This is a genomic window from Thermospira aquatica (assembly GCF_023525255.1).
In the GTDB taxonomy this organism is placed as follows: Bacteria; Spirochaetota; Brevinematia; order Brevinematales; family Thermospiraceae; genus Thermospira; species Thermospira aquatica.
This window is the reverse complement of record NZ_CP073355.1, coordinates 290,338-307,848: the sequence shown is the minus strand read 5'-3', so window position 1 is coordinate 307,848 and position 17,511 is coordinate 290,338. Positions and strand designations below refer to the sequence as shown.

The following is a 17,511-nucleotide window of genomic DNA, read 5'->3' as shown; positions in this document are numbered from 1 at the left end:
CGCTGATTTTATTAAAAACTTGAGTTTTTGTGAGAATAGCAGGGAATATCAGGAGGTCTGCTTGTCAAAATGAGTAATGAGTTCGTGGGATAATTCTCTGATAATAGCAGGAACATCGAGACCCTGTTCAAAGGCGTAGAGAAGAAAGCCTTTGAGGAAGTTTTTGGGATCATGGTGAGCAGCCCTGGAGATTTCATGGCTGATGGTTTGAAGAGATTCGAGCTTCCAGGAAACCTTGAGTCGTTTCATTTTATTGAGGATTTTATAAAGTCTTTGGAGTTCAGGGAGATTTTTGGGAATACTCTTGAGTGGATGGTGGGGCGTGGATTTTTCGCGGGATTTGATAGCCTCCCAGTTTTGAAGGACGTTTTCAACTGTGATGGTGTTCTTTTCATGGAAAACATGCGGGTGGCGCCTGATGAGTTTGGAAGTGACGCTTTCGATCATCTCTTCTATAGTGAAAAGGTTTTCTTGCTGGGCAAGATAGGCAACAAAGCAGACAACGAAGAAGAGATCTCCCATTTCTTCTTTGAGGTTTTCCTTATCCTGGGTGTCTATAGCTTCTACCAGTTCGTAGGCTTCCTCAATGATGGCGGTTCGCATGGAGGGAATAGTCTGTTCTCTATCCCAGGGACAACCTTCGGGAGAACGAAGGGTCTCTATGATGCGTAAAAGTTTCTGGAAAGCTTCCATTAACCCTCTCCTTTTTGAGGTGTTCTCCACTTTTTGGCGAGGCTTCCCAGAATGCCTTGAATGTAAGAAGGGGTTTCGTCTTCTCCGTAGAGATCGGCAAATTCGCCGCATAGGCTAAAAATAGCCTCACTTGGTATGGTTCTGTCGAAGATAATCAGATAGGCACCGAGCCTCAGGATGGCTTTGTCTACAGCAAGGATCCTTTCAAAGGGTCTGTTTTTCACGAGAGGGGCAATCTCTTGATCAAGGGTGGGTAGTTCGTTGAGAACGCCTCGCAGGATTTCTTCCGCATGGCGAAAGATTCCTCTATCGGAGGGAGCAAGGTTGGGAAGCCAGCCTTCTTCTTTGTCATAAGCGTAGAGGTCTTTGAGCCATGACATATCAAGAATCTCCGGGAGAGGATGACTACCTATATCATAGGCATACAGGCCAAGAAACGAAAGTTCCTTGCCGGTTGTTCGAACAAAAACCTTATTTTCCATGGTTCATCTGTTTGTAGAGGTTGGCCATTTCTACGGCTGTGAGAACAGCCTCGTAACCCTTGTTGCCGTTTTTGACGCCGGCGCGGTCAATGGCCTGTTCGACGTCATCAGCTGTAATTATACCAAATATGACAGGGATTTTGCCCTCACTTGCCATTTCCATCAGGGCTTTGGAGGTGTTGCCCGAGACATACTCAAAGTGAGGGGTTTGGCCACGGATGATAACCCCTAACGCGATGATGGCATCATGTTTTTTTGCCTCGAGTAATCTTCGGACGACGCCGGGAATTTCATAACTTCCGGGGACCTTATAAATATCAACAGCATTGGGGTCGCCCTCGAGTTGTTCAAAGGCATTGAGAGCACCGCTTACCAGTTTGTCGCCTATGAAAGAATTAAATTTGCCCACGACCAGGGCCAGGCGCATGCCCTTTGCGGTAAGTTTACCTTCGTAGATAGGCATCGAGCGCTCCTTGATAATTTTTGTCTTTTATCTCAACGATGACTTTTCGGTTTTTGATCTGTGAGGCACACCACTCATCGATAGCTTTTTCAACCTGTTGGTTTTGAAGGATAGTGTAGATATAATTTTTGACTTCTTCATAGGAAAGGATGCGGGACTCCTCTCTGGCAAGCACACGCATGACAAGGAGGTATTTTTTCTTGTCTTTTCGAAACTGAATAACCTGTGGACCGAAAACTTTTCCTTTGTCAAGGTATTGCTTGTAGTAGGTGGGCTCAATTGCAAGACCAAGAATCTCTTCCGGATATCCTCCCACGAAAAGATCCTGAGCATTGGTGAGGGGAGATGTTCCAGAGTAAGGGGTAAAGGAAATAGATTTTTTGTATTTTTCAATAATGGCAGGAGCGTTGGTGGTTTTTGCAGCTTCTTTAGCTATGGCATTGAAACTTTTTTCAAGGTTTTCGAGTTCGGTGAGAGAGGCATTTTTCGGGTAGGGGGCGGCGAAAACCATTAGACTCACTCTTGGGGGAGCGAGAAAATTTGTTTTGTTGGTTTCATAAAAGGCTTTTGCCTTTTGTTCGTCGATTCCCTGGTACATACTTCGTTTGAATTCTTCATCAAAGAAAGTCAACTTTTGAATATAAAGATTGACCTCTACGCGCATCTCGAGGAGATCTCGATAACGGGTAAAAAGTGAGGCAAGCTGAGGGTTCTCGTTGGTCATCTTGACGTACGGGAGAAGGGCATCCTGTATTTCGCCAGGTGCGAGTTGGTAACGTTTATCTTTTTCTGCAAGGGATCGGAGGATATAGAGCGTAAACCAGCTCTGGAGACCATCCTGAATGCTATTGGTGATTTGTCCTCCCGAGTTTTCAAAAATGAATTGATTGTAGCGTTGCACATCATACAGAGTGATGGGATTATTATTAACTGTAGCTATAATAGAAATAAGCGTTTCTCTTGCAACAAGTAGCTGGGTTGTGAGTGTAAGAGCGATAATGAGCCATCGTTTCATAGTGTCTCCTTAAAACGAACTATAATACCAGAGTTTTGTTTGCGTGAATTCTGACAGATTGTTTGGTAAGATGTTTGGAGAGTGGAAGGATAATCTTCGTAAGAGTCTGCGCAGGGTAAGCTTTTCTTCGGAGGTATAGTAGATGGGGGCACTGGCAGGAAGCTTGGCCATGTCTTTAGCTAAAGCGATAGCATCGTAGAAACTCCCAAGCTTATCAACGAGTTTTACGCGCAGGGCCTGTTCTCCTGTGAAAATTCTTCCGTCTGCGAGGGGGAGAAGTTCATTACGAGAGATATCTCTCCCCTCTACAATGGCTTGAAGGAACTGTTCATACGTGTTTTTTACAAGAGTAGTGAGGATGGCTTTTTCTTCTGTGGTCATCTCACGGTATCCTGCAAGGATGTCCTTGTTGGAGCCCGATTTGAATACGGTGGCTTTGATACCCAATTTTCGCATCAGTTCATCGTATTGATATCCTTGAATAATAACACCAATACTTCCGGTGAGGGTTCCAGGGAGGCTTACAATAGCATGACATGCCGTGGCAATATAGTATCCTCCAGAAGCGGCTATATCGCCAAATGAAGCAACAACGACTTTACCTTTTTCTCTGAGGCGTTTGATGGCGGCATGGAGTTCCTGCGTAGCTCCTATGGTACCCCCGGGAGAATTGATCCGGAGGACAACGGCAGCCGTTGTGGGATCATTCGCGGCCTCTTCAAGTTCTTCTATCCAGGAGAGAACACCTCCTTGTCTTATGCCTGGCAGGGTGGTGTTTTCACTCTCATACACTATGGGACCAAATATTTCTACAATAGCAATTCTTCCAGTGAGAACAGAAGAAGAAAGCTGGCGGGAAGATGTGCCTTTTGTGAGAGCAATGGTAGCAATGACGAGAGAGATCCCCCACAGACTGAGGGTAAACCAGAATGAGAATTTTTGTGTCATGGTCACCTCTTTTTCTCCTAATATTGTAGCATAAAAATCAAAAGAAGGCAAATAATACCAGGGTAGACAAAATAGAAAGGCGTCCCGAAGGACGCCTCAAGTTTACCATTTAAATCTAGTACTCTTCCTCATCACTTTCCTCGTAATACTCATCTTCTTCGTAATCACTTTCCTCGTAATACTCATCTTCTTCGTAGGATTCCTCTGCAGGGTAAAGAAGGTTATTTAAGGAAGTAACAACATCATTGGCATATGTGGTGGTGAGTACTGGACCACCAACTCCACCAAAGGTTTTTATCACATTTTCCAGATAGATGATTTCTTTGTCTATCTCGTTACTCAGGGCTTGTTTTTGTTTTTCATCAGTGAGAGTAGACCATTTTGTTTTCCAGTCAGGGAGCTTTCTGTAAGTGGTATAGAGAATAGCGAGAAGATCAGCATCTTTGGCATTGGTTGAGATAGCATTGAGTTTAACCCATTCGTAGCTTGTCCATTCAGTCTTTCCGGTAAAGACTTTGTACGCACTCATATACCATTGAACACGTGCCCAGTCATTTTGAACTTCCACCACATATCCAATCATTGGCGCTGTCATGGTAAAGAAGTCTCGAGAAATCTCACTGGGTGTTTTGTATATCTGGCTGGTGTTAAGAAGTGTAGCCTTGGCAAGAGGATTTTTTACCACAGAGGCGAGATTTACCCATCCTTTATCTTTGGTGTTGTTGTTGATGACCAGGACATAGATCTCCTCATTGGTTTTGCCTTTGCTCTCTTCTAGATTTGTCTGCATCGAACCAGCATAAACGAGGGGTGTTCCCCAGTCGAGATAGACAACCTTTTTGTCTGCCTGATCAAGGGTCATCTTGGTGAAATGGGTTTTGGGATAGTAGAGCTCTTCTTTCTTGCTTCCGCAACCAAACACCAAAAGAACCATACCAAATACCAACACGATGAGACGTTTCATAAGTTTTCCTCCTTTCCAATCCGATTTTTTGAAAATTTTTTGTTATGATTATAAATGAGAGAAAAAATTTTTGCAACTTTTTAAAACTCATGGGCAACCGTTATCCGGAGAGCGAGTCCTTCCTGAACAGCCCAGTTTTGTGATTTTTTTGCTTCGTAAAGCTTTTCGCCTGCGGCTGTTTGAAGTTTCTGGGATGCTGCAAGGCTATAGAGCAGAGGAGAGAGGAACTCACATCTTACCTGGTAGGGTGGTTGTCGGTATTGAATGCCCACCATCGTATGGAGCCATGCCTCTCTGCGAAAGGTGGACCGAATCGCCACAATATCGAATGAAGTTTCTTGTTGGGTGAATCGGTTGGTCCCGTAGTACTTTGAAAGCCAACTAAACTGCGTGTTTTCAAATACATTGAGTACCAGACCTATCTGGCGATCTTTGTTTCCGTAAAGGGGAAGATAGAAAATCATATCTACTCCCAGATGAAAAGCTGTGGTGTCCACATACGAAAATCCCTCCCAGCTGTATTCGGGACCTATCACGGGAGTGGAGTTTTGCCAGCTTTCGCGGCTCGTTCCCATCAAAGGATTGTAGTATGAACCTCGTTTTTCTGTTCTGTGCCATTCTCCGCTGATGAGGAGGGCGAGATCCATAAGCATCTGTTTGGATGGTTTGATGGAGACGTTGGGGTTTACTTCAATGAGAATGCCGCTGTTTTTTGTCTTGCCCCAACCTTCCGAGGCAAGATCATTGGAGAGGACACGAATGGTAAGAGAACTGTCGAGCCCCAGGAAAAAGAGGGTGTTCAATTTCCAGATGCCACCATCCTTCCAAGTAACATTGGCGTAGGTACGGTTAAGCCATCCATCAGTTTTATAGAGATAAAGAGAGGGGGTATAGTTTCCACTAAAATTGGTTTCGAGAAGGGTGGTAGCATTGGTGTCCATTTGCCAGGTGGTTTCCTGTTGCAAAGAGCCCAAAAGGCGAAAACGATTTCCAAAACGGATTTGGGGTATACTTATTCCAGCCTGAATATCCCACTGCCAGACAGGTCCTGTCAGATAGCTATTCTGAAACCAGGCATCTCCGTTAATGTGGGGATAGCCAAAGATATGATTGCAGCCAACGGTTGTCCATCCCCACAAAAGCCTTTCAGAAGAGATATGTGTCCCATTGACCGTTGCGTTAAAGGAGTGTTCTATCTTTCCTGTATTTTCGTAGGAGAAACCCATCTTGAGACCGAGAGGGATGCCCTGATATATACTTGCCACTATTCCTTCAAGGGAAAGAGCATTGAAAAGGTGGCTGGCGCTATAGGAGAAAGGGATGAAATGGACCTCGGTATTCGTTTCTCCTCGGAGGTTTCCTTCAGCAGAGAGCACCATAAAACGAGGGAGGTAGCTCAATTTTCCCCACAAGAAAAGATTTTTCTCCGGACGGGAAAAGGACTGGACAGTGACACCTACCAGATGGGTTGTTCCATAGGTCTGGAAATAGGACTGTTCTTCTCCTTCCTGGGGTGGAAAGTAAATATTTTCCTCGGTTGAGGTGTAGCCTTCATTGGGGCGATTGGTTGGGTTGTCCATATCTCCCCACCATGGCAAACTCTGATAGGAAATCCCTACCGCAAAAAAAGGCTTCTCCCATTGTGTCAAATCCTGGGGAAAAGCGACAATCGAAAGAGCGGGATGAGATCCAACAAAAAACACTCTACCCCATCCTGAAGTACTCCATAGCAGGAAAATAAAAAGGAGATATCTCCCTTTCATCGAAATCAGGATCTCCCGTAGTTGTCATTAAATCGTTCAATATCATCTTCACCCAGGTATTCGCCGTTCTGGACCTCTATCATTTCAAGGGGGATTTTCCCTGGATTTGAAAGCCTGTGAAGGGTGGATTTTGGCACATAGACACTCTCGTTTTCATGAACAAACTGTTCCTTGCCGTCAATTTCTACAAGAGCGGTTCCTTTGACCACAATCCAGTGTTCACTTCGGTGCTGGTGGCGCTGGAGACTGAGAGCTGCTCCCACATTGACCACGATTTTTTTTATCTTGTAGCGAGGAGCTTCTTCAAGGACTGTGTACGATCCCCATGGTCGATAGACAGTTACATGTTCTGAAACCTCTGGTCTTTTGTGGCTTGTTAAAAGCTGCACCATGTCTTTGACCTTCTGGGTTTGATGACGGTTGGCTATAAGGATGGCATCTTCTGTTTCGACGACAACAAGATCGTTTACTCCAATGAGAGCGGTGAGGTGTTTACTGGAAAGCACGAGGCTTTTTTTCGTATCAAGACAAAAGACATCGCCACTTGTGGCATTGCCATTTTCGTCGGGGGTAAAGAGTTCATACACAGAATCCCATGAGCCCACATCATTCCACGAGACACTGAGGGTATAACAAAGGATGTTGGAGGCTTTTTCCATCACACCGTAGTCTATTGAGATACTTTCAAGTTCACTGTAATTTTTGATCATTTCCTGATAACTCTGAGAGGTGATGGCCTCATAAAGGGCAGGCATATGTTTTTTGAAAGCCTCAAGGATCACCTTGAGAGAGAACAAAAACATCCCTGCATTCCACATGTAGTTGCCACTCTCAAGATATTTTTGGGCGGTCTCTCTGGAGGGTTTTTCAACAAAACCTCATTTCCGAGCTCAATATCCATAACCATCTCAGGAACAATCCCGAAAGTGACAATGTGGTCTTGAGCTTCTTTTTCAACAGAGAGCACAGCATCACGAAAGGCTTTTACTGGTTCTATCACATGATCCGAAGGGGAAAAGAAAACTAGTGTTTCTGTATCGTAGCCTTTTTCAAGAAGGTATTTTACGGTGAGAGCTATGGCTGGGGCAGTGTTTCTTCCCATGGGTTCGAGAATCATATTGTGAAATTCGCAACCAAAGAGCTGGCAGAGATGATCGGCAATGGTAAAGCGGTACTGCTCTCCTGCTACTACATAAATGTTTTCAGGAGAGGAAATGCTGCTTAAACGTTCCGCTGTCATCTGAAGAAGGCTTTTGTCTCCTGTGAGAGTAAGAAACTGTTTGGGAAAATTCTGTCTTGAATAAGGCCAGAGTCGTGTACCGCTTCCGCCTGCAAGAATAACAGAAATCATTGTTTGTCTCCTTCATCTGTTTCTTCTTTTATTGTAAAGCAAGAAGAAACTTCTTGCAAACCGTAGCAGGGAAAGAATTTTTTGTGGGAAGCAGAGAGTAGAGGGGTGATCTTAGGATGTTTTTTTTTATTGTCTTACTTTTTTCATTTGCTGGTAGGGAAAGCTTTGGTGCATGTGGAATACACGAGGCTCACTGTGAGAGTGTAAGAGTCGAAGGTTTTTCGGTCACCGAGTAGCCCCGACGGGGCTTATCGAGGTGACCACCCCACTCGTCTCGAGAAATTTCTTTACTCAACGAGCATAAACTTGTTCTCTTGCAAGAAAGGAAGAGTGGGGGATTTTTTGTGCTTACTGCGATAAGGGAAGAGCTTGCCGGAAACAGGAAGGCATATTTTTCGTTGCGACATTGTGGCTGTAGGGGGAGAGGCTCTTCCCTTGTTGCAGTTTTGGTCTGAAATTCGCACTGCGACAGGGTAATAGCATGGGAGAGTTTTTTGACTGCAACATGGAAATAGCTTCCATTTTCACTCTCTTACTGCAACATGGGAATAGCTGGTGATCTTGCTTTTCACTGCGACAGGGTAATATCCCCCATACGAGAGACACTGCGACAAGGGAAGAGCACAGGTTTTTCTTTTCCTTTCCATCATTCCATCTCTTTTTTATCAAAAGGATGTCAAACGGGGGCATTTTTTGAAGCTTTCCAGGTGATTTTTTACAATAATATTGAAAATTTTTTTATTCTATGGCTTGCCATTTTTATGATTTGTGGTATAATAAATCAAAGAGTGAGAGGAGGGGTAGTATGAGAATTCTTCCAGGTTTTGAACCGTTTTCATTTCAGGGAAAGGGGGATGAAGGGGTTCTTCTTATCCATGGGTTTACAGGGAGCACAACGAGTATTCGAGAGTGGGGGGAGTATCTGGCTAAATCGGGGTATCATGTGGAATCTCCAAGGCTTTCTGGTCATGGAACACGCTGGCAGGATGTCAACCGTTATCGGGTAGAAGACTGGCTTCTCGATGTGGAAGATGCCTATCATCTTCTCAAATCTCGTGTGCGAACCATGTACGTGGCGGGGCTCTCGATGGGGGGACTTTTGGCACTTGCGATGGCTGAGGAGCATCCGGAGATTAAGGCGATCGTCTTGGTGAATCATGCCCTTGAGTTTTACCCTCACCCACTTCTTCCCTTGGTGCCAATCTTGCGCTTTGTTCTTCCCAGTGTGCCGGCGATCTCTTCAGATATCAAGGATCCCAATATTCGTGAAATTGCTTACGACAGGACTCCTGTCAATGGAGTGTACCAGGTTCGCCGATTACAAAAGATGGTAAGTGAGCGCCTCTCTCAGATTACCCAACCTCTTCTTATCTTTAAATCGCGAGAAGACCATGTTCTCCCCGTAAGCAATGTGGAGAAAACCATCTCGCGGGTGAGTTCTTCAGTGAAAGAGGTGATCTGGCTGGAAAATTCCTATCATGTGGCTACCCAGGACTATGATAAACATATCATTTTTGAACGTTCTGTGGAGTTTTTAAAAAGGATAGGAGGACACCATGGCTGAGTATGTTGGCGCTCTTGATCAGGGGACAACCAGTACTCGTTTTGTGGTTTTTGATAGAGAGGGACACATCGTCTCCGTCGCTCAGAAGGAACACCGCCAGATCTATCCTCAGCCAGGGTTTGTGGAACATGATCCTGAGGAGATATTTTCGCGTAGTGTTGAGGTGATGCGGGAAGCTTTAGAAAAAGGAGGAATTAATCCTCAGCAGCTAAAGGCTATTGGCATTACCAATCAGCGGGAGACTACTATTCTCTGGGATAAAAAGACAGGAAAACCGGTCCACAATGCCATTGTATGGCAGGATACCCGTACCGCTGAGATCTGTGAAAAACTTGCAGGGGACGAGGGTATCTATCGTTTTCAGCAAAAAACAGGACTTCCCCTGGCGACGTATTTTTCTGGTCCGAAGATCCGGTGGCTTTTTGATCATATTCCCGGGCTTTTTGAAAGGGCTAAAAAGAAAGAGATAGCCTTTGGGACGATTGACAGCTGGCTTGTGTACAAGCTTACGGGGTGTCATGTCACTGATGTGACAAACGCGAGTCGCACCCTTCTTTTTGATATTAGGAGACTCTGTTGGGATGAAGAGATGTGTGAAGTGTTGGGGATTCCCATGGAGATTCTTCCGGAGGTGGTGGATTCTTCTCATCCTGAGGCTTATGGAAAACTTTCTCGCGAGATCTTAGGAGAGAGTATTCCTGTGACGGCGGTGCTCGGTGATCAACAGGCGGCACTTTTTGGACAGACGTGTTACGAAGTAGGAGAGGCCAAAAATACGTATGGTACGGGATGCTTTCTGCTGGTGAATATTGGCGAAAAGGTGGTTTTTTCCACTCGTGGGATACTCACTACCGTGGGATACCGTATTCACGGAGAAAATGCTGTGTATGCCATGGAGGGTTCGGTGGCTATTGCGGGGGCGCTTATCCAGTGGGCAAGAGATAAACTCGGTCTGATAGAAAAGGCTCCCCAGATCGATGAACTTGCCATGAAGGTAGAGGATAGTGGGGGAATCTACATTGTCCCGGCTTTTTCGGGGCTTTTTGCCCCTTATTGGAGAAGTGATGCCCGTGGGGTGGTGGTAGGGCTTACCCACTATACAAACCGTTACCATCTTGCGAGGGCGATTCTTGAGGCAACAGCCTACCAGACACGAGAGATTTTTGACGCCATGATGGAAGATGCTCACATCAACCTCAAGGAACTCCGTGTCGATGGTGGGATGGTGGTAAGCGAACCACTCATGCAGTTTCAGAGTGATATTCTCGGGATTGATGTGGTTCGTCCCCGTGTCACTGAAACAACAGCTCTGGGAGCAGCGTATGCAGCAGGGCTTGCTATAAAATATTGGCAGGATAAAAAAGAACTTCGTTCTCACTGGCAGATAGAAAAACGCTGGCAACCTCGTCTCGATGCTGCCACGCGAGAAGCTCTCTACCGAGGATGGAAAAAAGCAGTCACACGTACGTTCAACTGGGTGGAATGATGGTATACGATTTTCTTATCATTGGTAGCGGGATTGTAGGGTCTCTTCTGGGTAGGGAACTGGCGAGGCACAATAAAAGTGTCCTTATGATTGAAAAACATGTGGATGTAGGGATGGGGACAAGTGCTGCTAACTCAGCGATCGTGCATGCCGGCTATGATCCTCAACCTGGCAGTTTCAAGGCGAAACTCAATGTTCGAGGGAATGCTCTCTGGGATCATCTTGCAGCCGAGCTTTTTATCCCTTTTCGCAGAACAGGGAGTTATGTTGTTGCTCTTTCCGAAGAGGAAAAAAAAACACTGGAAAAACTTCTTGAGCAAGGCAGACAAAACGGTGTTCCCGGTCTTCGGCTCCTCTCAGAAGAGGAAACCAAGCAGCGACTTCCCGGCATTTCTCCGCAGGCGCGTGGGAGTCTTTTTGCCCCTACAGCAGGGATTATTGATCCCTTTCAGGCAAATTTTTTTGCCTGTGAAAATGCTGTCGTGAACGGCATGAAGCTTCTTCTTGAGACGCGTTTTGAGGATTTTCTCTGGGAAGAGGGTAAAATATGTGGCGTACGCACCAATCGGGGGGATTTTTATGCCCGTTGGGTGGTCAACGCAGCAGGAATCTTTGCTGATGAGATCATGCACAAAGCCGGGGTTCATCCGGATTTTCACATTGTTCCCCGAAGGGGGCAATATGTGGTGCTGGACAGGAACAGTTTCAGCTGGGACAAAGTGGTTTTCCCCTGTCCTACGGAAAAGGGAAAGGGGATTCTTGTTACGACCACCATTCATGGGAATACCCTCGTTGGTCCTACTTCGGAGAATGTTAGTGATAAATTTTCCCTTTTTACCACCGAAGAGGGTTTGCGTGAGGCTATCCAGGGAGGGAAAAGACTGGTGCCTGGTTGGGATGTGCGCTGGATTATTGCCCAGTATGCGGGACTTCGGGCAACACTGATGCCGACGAAGGATTTTCTTATCGAAGTGGGGGAGGTGCCTGGTTTTATCAATATCTGTGGTATAGATTCTCCAGGGTATGCCTCTGCACCGGCTATTGCTGAGTATGTGGTGGAACTTCTCAAAGAAAAGGGAGAAAACTTTGAACTCAAGCCAGATTTTAATCCTATAAGGGAACCGCGCAGGCTTCTCAAGCACCTTTCACCGGAGGAGAGACGCCAAAGGGTGGCTCTTTCACCAGCGTATGGGCGGATTGTATGCCGTTGTGAAGAGATTACAGAGGGGGATATTTTAGCCGAGATTCATGGACCTATCCCGGCCAGGACGTATGATGCCCTGAAAAGGCGGACGTGGTTGGGAACGGGGAGATGCCAGGGGGGATTTGATTTTCCGAGGGTGATTGAAATCCTCTCTCGGGAAACAGGTGTTGCCGTGGAAGAGGTTACCAAGAAGGGGGGATCTTCTCGGTTTGTGTTTGGAAGTGTAAGGGGAGAACATCATGAGGTATGATGTGGTGGTGATTGGGGCTGGACCTGCAGGAATGGCAGCAGCCATTGCGGCCTATGATGAGGGTGCGACGGTTCTTCTTCTTGAGAGAAATTCTGAACTGGGGGGCATTCTCCCGCAGTGTATCCATGCGGGTTTCGGGGCAAGGCGATTCAAAAAGGATCTCCCGGGACCTCTGTATGCCTACTATTTTGTCCAGGAGATAGAAAAACGCAGCATTGATGTCTGGCTTGAAAGCTTTGTGATGGATATTTCTCCTTCGAGACGGGTCACTGTCCTCTCTACCCGTGGATATGAAGAGGTGGAAGCAAGGAGTATTGTTCTAGCGATGGGGTGCCGAGAACGTACGCGTTCTCAACTCAATATCCCCGGGACTCACCCTGCCGGGGTGTATACTGCCGGGACGGTTCAGAGGATGATCAATCGCGAGGGATGGATGCCAGGAAAGAGGTTTGTCATTCTGGGATCAGGGGATATTGGGATGATCATGGCCCGTCGGATTACGCTTGAGGGTGGAGAGGTTGTTCGAGTGGTGGAAGCCCTTCCTTACCTCACCGGACTACGAAGAAATTACGTGCAGTGTTTGCAGGATTTTGGGATCCCCCTTTTTTTGAGTCATACAGTGACAAGGATTGATGGTTATGAGCGTGTTGAGGGGGTAGAGATCTCCCCTGTGGATGAAAATTTCTGTGCTGACAAATCAAAAAGCGAATGGGTGGCATGTGATACCCTTCTTCTCTCTGTGGGGCTTATTCCTGAGAATGAGCTGAGCCGGCGGATAGGGGTGGTTCTCGACCCTGTGATAGGTGGGCCTGTGGTGGATCAGCATGGGCAGACTTCCGTGTATGGTGTTTTTGCCGCAGGGAATGTGGTACACATCTACGATCTGGTAGATGATGTGTCTCAAGATGGGGAGAATGCAGGAAGATCAGCAGCCAGGTTTGCCAGAAGTCTGGCAGGATGGCAGGAACCGTCTCTCTCTGTGCATTGGCGAGCCCCTATCCGGAGTGTTGTTCCTCAACGGGTGTTTCTCGGCGAAGGGAGCGAAAAATCACTTTCTTTTTTCCTTCGGGTGAGCACTCCCTGTGAGAGTTCTGTTACTTTAAGACTCAAAAGTGAGAAAAGGGTTTTTTATGAGAAGCGTTTTCCCTATGCTCGTCCCGCAGAGATGATCCATGTGCACATAGAACCTTCACCGGTGTCTCACTGGCTTCAGTATCCACCAAAAAGTCTTGTCTGGGAGATGGACTATGATGCATGAGATATACTGTCTTCGTTGTCCCAGGGGATGTCTTCTTCAAGTGGAAATGAATGGGGATGTTTTGATTTCTGTGAAGGGCAATAGTTGTCGTATGGGGGAGGAGTTTGCTATTCAAGAAGTGAATGACCCTCGCCGATTATTTACATCATTGGTACGTGTCACCGGGGGGAAAACACCCCTTGTTCCGGTGGTCACGTCAGCCCCTGTTCCCAGGAGGGAAATATTTGAGTGGGCAAAACTCTGTCGGAAACTCGTTGTTCGGGCTCCAGTGAGAGTAGAAGAAATCGTCGCTCAAAATCCCTTTGGAAACGGGATAGATCTTGTAACAACGTGGTTTGTTGAGGAGGAAAATGTATGCCATTAACGGTGGGAGAATGGCGAGATCTCTTGTATACGAGATGGGCTCAATCAAATCTCTGGGCAGTTCGAACTCCCTCTTTAGAGAGCGCAAAAAAGGCAATCGAACAAAAAGCCACCGAAGAGGGCGTTCCCATGTACGTAAGTCGCTGTCCCCGTCTTTTTTTGGAGCCGTATGCTCCTTTATTCTCGTTTTTAAAGGATCGTTTTGCGGAGTCGAAAAAAGATCTTGCTGGTTTTCTGGATGAAAGTGGAGTTTACAGCTTGCATCGGGGGCTTTTTGAGGCGATGTATGGTGGCGGCGTAATGAGACGGGAGATGCTTTTTTTGGAGGAACTGAGTTTTGAAAAACTTCGCCTTGAAGAGACGCTTTTTTCTCAGCTTCGTTTACTTGTTCCTTCTCCTATGGTATGGGTTATTGAGGATGCCCAGTACCTTTCCTTGAAAATGCAGCATTTCATAAAAGAGTTCTTAAAAGAGGGAAGTAGCAATCTCAAACTTGTATTAGTGGTGAGAAAAAGTTTGGGAAGTTTTTCGTATTTTGAAGATTTTTGGGAGGAACTCGTTCAACAAGGGGTGGCTTACGAACTTGAGGGAGAGGAAATGCCTCCTTCGGCGGAGGAGAACCTTCCTCCTTTACCAGAGATTTTTTCTTATGGAAGAGTCCTTTTGTACTTTTTTCACTTTGAAGAGACGTTATTTTTGTTGGATAAGATTCGAAGTGAGGTTTATCTGCCGGAAGATGAGATTACATATTTTTTTCTCCGTGGTATGGCACACTACTACCGCCGCGAATTTCAGAAAGCCATCGAGGCTTTTCACAGTGGCTTAGAAAAAAGCTTTGATATTAACAGCGAAGAGCATACCAGGCATTTCCAGTTTTATCTTGCTCTCAGTTATCTTGCCCAGGGGGATATGGAACAGGCATACAAACATATCTATGTTGTTTACCATCATGGGTATTCTCAGAGTATGGCAGAAACGTATGGGTATCTTTTCTATTATCTTCTGATTTCAGGGAACTATCAGGGGCGATGGAATCGGGATCTTGAGATCCTTGTGCAGCAGGTACTCGCCGAGGCGGAGAGGTTAGGATTTCTCAACATGAAGGCGTATATTTTGGGAGTTTATTTCATGGAAAATATTCAGGCGTGTTTTGTGGTAGCAAAAAGAGAGATCCTTTTCCGGGTGTGTGAGGAAATGATTGCGCTTGCAGAGAAGTTAGGCAATGAAGCAAGGCTAGCCGCTGCCTATCATAATCTGGCCATGGTCCATTCTATTTTGGGAAACCATGATGAGGCTTTTGGATATTATCGAAAAAGCCTTGATATCAAGGAACGGTTCCAGAATCCGGTAGAATTAGCGCAGATAAGAAACGGTATAGCATATGGGTATATTCTTGCCGAAAAATATGAAGAAGCTGCAGGTTTTCTTCAGCAAAATATCTATGCCATGCGTACACTGGGAAACATCACGGAGATTCTTCTTACGTTGGTGAATGTGGGAGTAATGCTTGTTGGTACAGGTCAATACGAAGAGGCTATAACTATTTTTATTACTGTCGAAGAGATGAGACGAAAAACGGGGCTTATTCATCTTCCCTATCATTCCAACCACGAGCTAGGGTGTTATCTGGGCATATGTTATGCACAGACCCATCAGAATCTTCGTCTTTTTGGTATCTACCAGAGAGTGAAGGGGCTTATAGAAACACAGTCTCACTCAGCCTATGAGGATATTCTCTGGCTTTTAGTTCAGGCGTATTTCTATCGAGAGGAGAAGAGGAAGGAGGAGCTCAAGAGTATTCTCCAAAAATTGATTCTTGTGATGGCGGAGTATCGTCCATCACTTTGGCTTCTCTGGCGGCATATCTGTGCTCTTTTTTATGAAGTATTTGAGGAGGGGTCGTCGGAACGGGCTATGTTTAGCTCAGTTATCTCTCGCTTGAAAGAACAGGATTTGATATCATCGAGTTTGGTTTCTTTGATCGAAAATTTGCCCTCTCTTTCTCCGGTAAGCATTTTCTGGAATCGAGAGGAGTGTCTCATGGTAGCGGAAGAGGTGTCAATCCTCCAATCACTTGAGCAAAATCTGGTTCGTATGCACTTTTTGAGACAGATTTACAGCATTATGGCAAGCACTTCCCTTTCCACCCATCTCTTTCAAAAGATTCTTTCCATTGTGGTGACCTATTTACCTGTATCGTCTGCTTTTTTTCTGCTGTTAGAGGATTTTCATTGGCAGCATGTTGCTTCGGTTAATGACACACGGGTATTTGATCCTCTTTTTGTGATGGAGAAGATTTACCGTGAGATAAAACCTGAACAAAGGGTGATTAATCTTGTTTCGCAGCCCTACTGGGAAAATCTTGTGCCATTTAAGGCAAATATCTATCTTGTTCCCCTTCGGAGGCGTTATATATGGGAAGGGGCACTTATTCTTTTGTGGAATGAATCGTTTCCCATGAGTCTTGAACAGGAGGAACTTCTCGCGATGCTGGGAGAATATCTGGCTGTTCAGGTTTATTATAAAAAACTACTTGACAATCTTCGCTTTTTGAATTATGATATAACTACCGGTTTCTATAAGGGAGAAGAGATTGTCCAGCAAATGCGCCGGGAAAGTGCGCGTACTGAACGTTATGGAAGGAAACTTCGTAATTTTGCTGTGGCGTATGTGATGCTGGAGAATTTTTTCCACTTCCGTGAAAAATATGGGGAAAACTTGAGTAATTTTTTCCTCAAACGTTTCCGTCAGTATCTTGAGCGGAGTGTACGCGAAGTGGATATGGTGGGCTACATGATGGAAGGCGGTGTGGTAATTCTTTTCCCAGAGAGTCGGGTTGAAAGTGTTGAGAAGTTTGTTAAGCGCCTTGAGGCATTTTTTCTCGACCCTCTGAACGAACTAAAGGATGTGCAGAAACTTATCCCCGCCGAAAAGACTCGCAAGACGATGGAAATACATTGTCATATTGGGGTGGTGGATTACCACACGTGTGCTGAAGAGGCAGAAACCTTGTTACATATAGCCAAGGAGATGGCTCTCCGGGCCAGAGCGAATGGAACATTGATGGAAGTATACACCTTAAAGCGCCCATAGCTCAGTTGGATAGAGCGTCGGCCTCCGGAGCCGAAGGCCAGAGGTTCGACTCCTCTTGGGCGCATGTGAGAGGGCCGCAAGGGGCGGCCCTTTTTTATCTTCAGAAAGCGGTATTTTTTTGATGATTTTTTTTCAAGAAATAAGCCCTAAATGCCGATTGAAATAAGAGAACCTTGAAGATAAGGAGCAGGTCATGGAAGGCTATCAAAGCTACAAAGAGGTAGATATTGAGACAGCGAGTGGACTCAAGCTGGTAGTTATGCTCTACCAGGGGGCTATTCGTTTTCTGGGCATGGCAAAAGAAGCTATTCGCGATAAAAAACTTGATCTTGCTCATAATAATCTTTTGAAAGCGCAGGATATTGTTCTTGAGCTGATCAGTTCGTTGAATTTTGAGGCAGGGGAGATAGCCCAAAATTTGTATAGCCTTTATATGTATATGAATCGTCGTCTGATAGAGGCCAATGTGGCGAAAGATACGACGATTATTGACGAAGTAACGAAGCTTTTAAATACTCTCAAGGAAGCATGGGAAACCTTGCTTGCGCAACAGAGAGGAGATGTACGAGATGAGCAGAAGAATTTAAATCTTCTGGGATAAAACGAGACAAGGA

General features: G+C 45.7%; 17 protein-coding genes and 1 tRNA gene. 8 read left to right on the top strand and 10 right to left on the bottom strand.

The window, feature by feature from the left end:
* Nucleotides 1-48: 48 nt before the first annotated feature.
* From KDW03_RS01535 to KDW03_RS01490, 10 genes are all read right to left on the bottom strand, one after another.
* Nucleotides 49-693, bottom strand: a complete 645-nt coding sequence (locus tag KDW03_RS01535) for a MazG family protein (protein WP_271435644.1) — start codon at nt 691-693, stop codon at nt 49-51.
* Nucleotides 693-1,175 (bottom strand): transcription antitermination protein NusB, encoded by a 483-nt coding sequence (locus KDW03_RS01530; RefSeq protein WP_271435643.1) that lies wholly within the window; start codon nt 1,173-1,175, stop codon nt 693-695. The genes KDW03_RS01535 and KDW03_RS01530 overlap by 1 nt, the downstream gene beginning before the upstream one ends.
* On the bottom strand, nt 1,165-1,638 hold the full coding sequence (ribH, locus tag KDW03_RS01525; RefSeq protein WP_271435642.1) for a 6,7-dimethyl-8-ribityllumazine synthase: 474 nt from the start codon (nt 1,636-1,638) through the stop codon (nt 1,165-1,167). The genes KDW03_RS01530 and ribH overlap by 11 nt, the downstream gene beginning before the upstream one ends.
* The gene (locus KDW03_RS01520) at nt 1,619-2,653 is read right to left on the bottom strand and encodes a peptidylprolyl isomerase (RefSeq protein WP_271435641.1); all 1,035 of its coding nucleotides are present in this window, start codon (nt 2,651-2,653) and stop codon (nt 1,619-1,621) included. Before KDW03_RS01520 ends, ribH begins: the two co-directional genes overlap by 20 nt.
* A 9-nt stretch (nt 2,654-2,662) precedes the next feature.
* On the bottom strand, nt 2,663-3,601 hold the full coding sequence (gene sppA, locus KDW03_RS01515) for a signal peptide peptidase SppA (RefSeq protein ID WP_271435640.1): 939 nt from the start codon (nt 3,599-3,601) through the stop codon (nt 2,663-2,665).
* Nucleotides 3,602-3,716: 115 nt separating this feature from the next.
* The gene (locus tag KDW03_RS01510; protein ID WP_271435639.1) at nt 3,717-4,565 is read right to left on the bottom strand and encodes a hypothetical protein; all 849 of its coding nucleotides are present in this window, start codon (nt 4,563-4,565) and stop codon (nt 3,717-3,719) included.
* Nucleotides 4,566-4,645: 80 nt separating this feature from the next.
* Complete coding sequence (locus KDW03_RS01505) at nt 4,646-6,268, bottom strand: hypothetical protein (protein ID WP_271435638.1); 1,623 nt, start codon at nt 6,266-6,268, stop codon at nt 4,646-4,648.
* A gap of 65 nt (nt 6,269-6,333) precedes the next feature.
* The gene (locus tag KDW03_RS01500) at nt 6,334-7,146 is read right to left on the bottom strand and encodes a cupin domain-containing protein (RefSeq protein ID WP_271435637.1); all 813 of its coding nucleotides are present in this window, start codon (nt 7,144-7,146) and stop codon (nt 6,334-6,336) included.
* Nucleotides 7,107-7,679 carry a sugar phosphate nucleotidyltransferase gene (locus tag KDW03_RS01495; RefSeq protein WP_271435636.1) on the bottom strand — a complete coding sequence of 191 codons (573 nt, stop codon included), beginning with the start codon at nt 7,677-7,679 and terminating at the stop codon, nt 7,107-7,109. Before KDW03_RS01495 ends, KDW03_RS01500 begins: the two co-directional genes overlap by 40 nt.
* 524 nt (nt 7,680-8,203) lie before the next feature.
* Nucleotides 8,204-8,329 carry a hypothetical protein gene (locus tag KDW03_RS01490; protein WP_271435635.1) on the bottom strand — a complete coding sequence of 42 codons (126 nt, stop codon included), beginning with the start codon at nt 8,327-8,329 and terminating at the stop codon, nt 8,204-8,206.
* Between the two features lie 155 nt (nt 8,330-8,484).
* On the opposite strand from KDW03_RS01490, the gene KDW03_RS01485 reads away from it, so the two are divergent.
* The 8 genes from KDW03_RS01485 to fliS all read left to right on the top strand — a co-directional run bounded on the left by KDW03_RS01485 (nt 8,485) and on the right by fliS (nt 17,498).
* Entirely contained in the window at nt 8,485-9,243 is a 759-nt protein-coding gene (locus tag KDW03_RS01485; protein WP_271435634.1) for an alpha/beta hydrolase, read from the top strand.
* Nucleotides 9,236-10,729, top strand: coding sequence for a glycerol kinase GlpK (gene glpK / locus KDW03_RS01480; protein WP_271435633.1), 1,494 nt, complete (start codon nt 9,236-9,238; stop codon nt 10,727-10,729). Before KDW03_RS01485 ends, glpK begins: the two co-directional genes overlap by 8 nt.
* The gene (locus KDW03_RS01475) at nt 10,729-12,183 is read left to right on the top strand and encodes an NAD(P)/FAD-dependent oxidoreductase (RefSeq protein WP_271435632.1); all 1,455 of its coding nucleotides are present in this window, start codon (nt 10,729-10,731) and stop codon (nt 12,181-12,183) included. The genes glpK and KDW03_RS01475 overlap by 1 nt, the downstream gene beginning before the upstream one ends.
* Nucleotides 12,173-13,441 carry an NAD(P)/FAD-dependent oxidoreductase gene (locus tag KDW03_RS01470; protein ID WP_271435631.1) on the top strand — a complete coding sequence of 423 codons (1,269 nt, stop codon included), beginning with the start codon at nt 12,173-12,175 and terminating at the stop codon, nt 13,439-13,441. Before KDW03_RS01475 ends, KDW03_RS01470 begins: the two co-directional genes overlap by 11 nt.
* Entirely contained in the window at nt 13,431-13,805 is a 375-nt protein-coding gene (locus tag KDW03_RS01465; RefSeq protein WP_271435630.1) for a DUF1667 domain-containing protein, read from the top strand. Before KDW03_RS01470 ends, KDW03_RS01465 begins: the two co-directional genes overlap by 11 nt.
* Nucleotides 13,796-16,897: a tetratricopeptide repeat-containing diguanylate cyclase gene (locus KDW03_RS01460; protein WP_271435629.1), complete on the top strand. Its 3,102-nt coding sequence runs from the start codon at nt 13,796-13,798 to the stop codon at nt 16,895-16,897. The genes KDW03_RS01465 and KDW03_RS01460 overlap by 10 nt, the downstream gene beginning before the upstream one ends.
* Nucleotides 16,888-16,961 (top strand) — tRNA-Arg (locus KDW03_RS01455). The genes KDW03_RS01460 and KDW03_RS01455 overlap by 10 nt, the downstream gene beginning before the upstream one ends.
* 129 nt (nt 16,962-17,090) lie before the next feature.
* Entirely contained in the window at nt 17,091-17,498 is a 408-nt protein-coding gene (gene fliS, locus KDW03_RS01450) for a flagellar export chaperone FliS (RefSeq protein WP_271435628.1), read from the top strand.
* Nucleotides 17,499-17,511 lie beyond the last annotated feature (13 nt).

Excerpts from the sequence above, each read along its gene's own strand:
- KDW03_RS01535 (WP_271435644.1), bottom strand. The coding sequence starts at position 693 with ATGGAAGCTTTCCAGAAACTTTTACGCATCATAGAGACCCTTCGTTCT.
- KDW03_RS01530 (WP_271435643.1), bottom strand. The coding sequence starts at position 1,175 with ATGGAAAATAAGGTTTTTGTTCGAACAACCGGCAAGGAACTTTCGTTT.
- ribH (WP_271435642.1), bottom strand. The coding sequence starts at position 1,638 with ATGCCTATCTACGAAGGTAAACTTACCGCAAAGGGCATGCGCCTGGCC.
- KDW03_RS01520 (WP_271435641.1), bottom strand. The coding sequence starts at position 2,653 with ATGAAACGATGGCTCATTATCGCTCTTACACTCACAACCCAGCTACTT.
- sppA (WP_271435640.1), bottom strand. The coding sequence starts at position 3,601 with ATGACACAAAAATTCTCATTCTGGTTTACCCTCAGTCTGTGGGGGATC.
- KDW03_RS01510 (WP_271435639.1), bottom strand. The coding sequence starts at position 4,565 with ATGAAACGTCTCATCGTGTTGGTATTTGGTATGGTTCTTTTGGTGTTT.
- KDW03_RS01500 (WP_271435637.1), bottom strand. The coding sequence starts at position 7,146 with ATGTGGAATGCAGGGATGTTTTTGTTCTCTCTCAAGGTGATCCTTGAG.
- KDW03_RS01495 (WP_271435636.1), bottom strand. The coding sequence starts at position 7,679 with ATGATTTCTGTTATTCTTGCAGGCGGAAGCGGTACACGACTCTGGCCT.
- KDW03_RS01490 (WP_271435635.1), bottom strand. The coding sequence starts at position 8,329 with ATGATGGAAAGGAAAAGAAAAACCTGTGCTCTTCCCTTGTCGCAGTGT.
- KDW03_RS01485 (WP_271435634.1), top strand. The coding sequence starts at position 8,485 with ATGAGAATTCTTCCAGGTTTTGAACCGTTTTCATTTCAGGGAAAGGGG.
- glpK (WP_271435633.1), top strand. The coding sequence starts at position 9,236 with ATGGCTGAGTATGTTGGCGCTCTTGATCAGGGGACAACCAGTACTCGT.
- KDW03_RS01475 (WP_271435632.1), top strand. The coding sequence starts at position 10,729 with ATGGTATACGATTTTCTTATCATTGGTAGCGGGATTGTAGGGTCTCTT.
- KDW03_RS01470 (WP_271435631.1), top strand. The coding sequence starts at position 12,173 with ATGAGGTATGATGTGGTGGTGATTGGGGCTGGACCTGCAGGAATGGCA.
- KDW03_RS01465 (WP_271435630.1), top strand. The coding sequence starts at position 13,431 with ATGATGCATGAGATATACTGTCTTCGTTGTCCCAGGGGATGTCTTCTT.
- KDW03_RS01460 (WP_271435629.1), top strand. The coding sequence starts at position 13,796 with ATGCCATTAACGGTGGGAGAATGGCGAGATCTCTTGTATACGAGATGG.
- fliS (WP_271435628.1), top strand. The coding sequence starts at position 17,091 with ATGGAAGGCTATCAAAGCTACAAAGAGGTAGATATTGAGACAGCGAGT.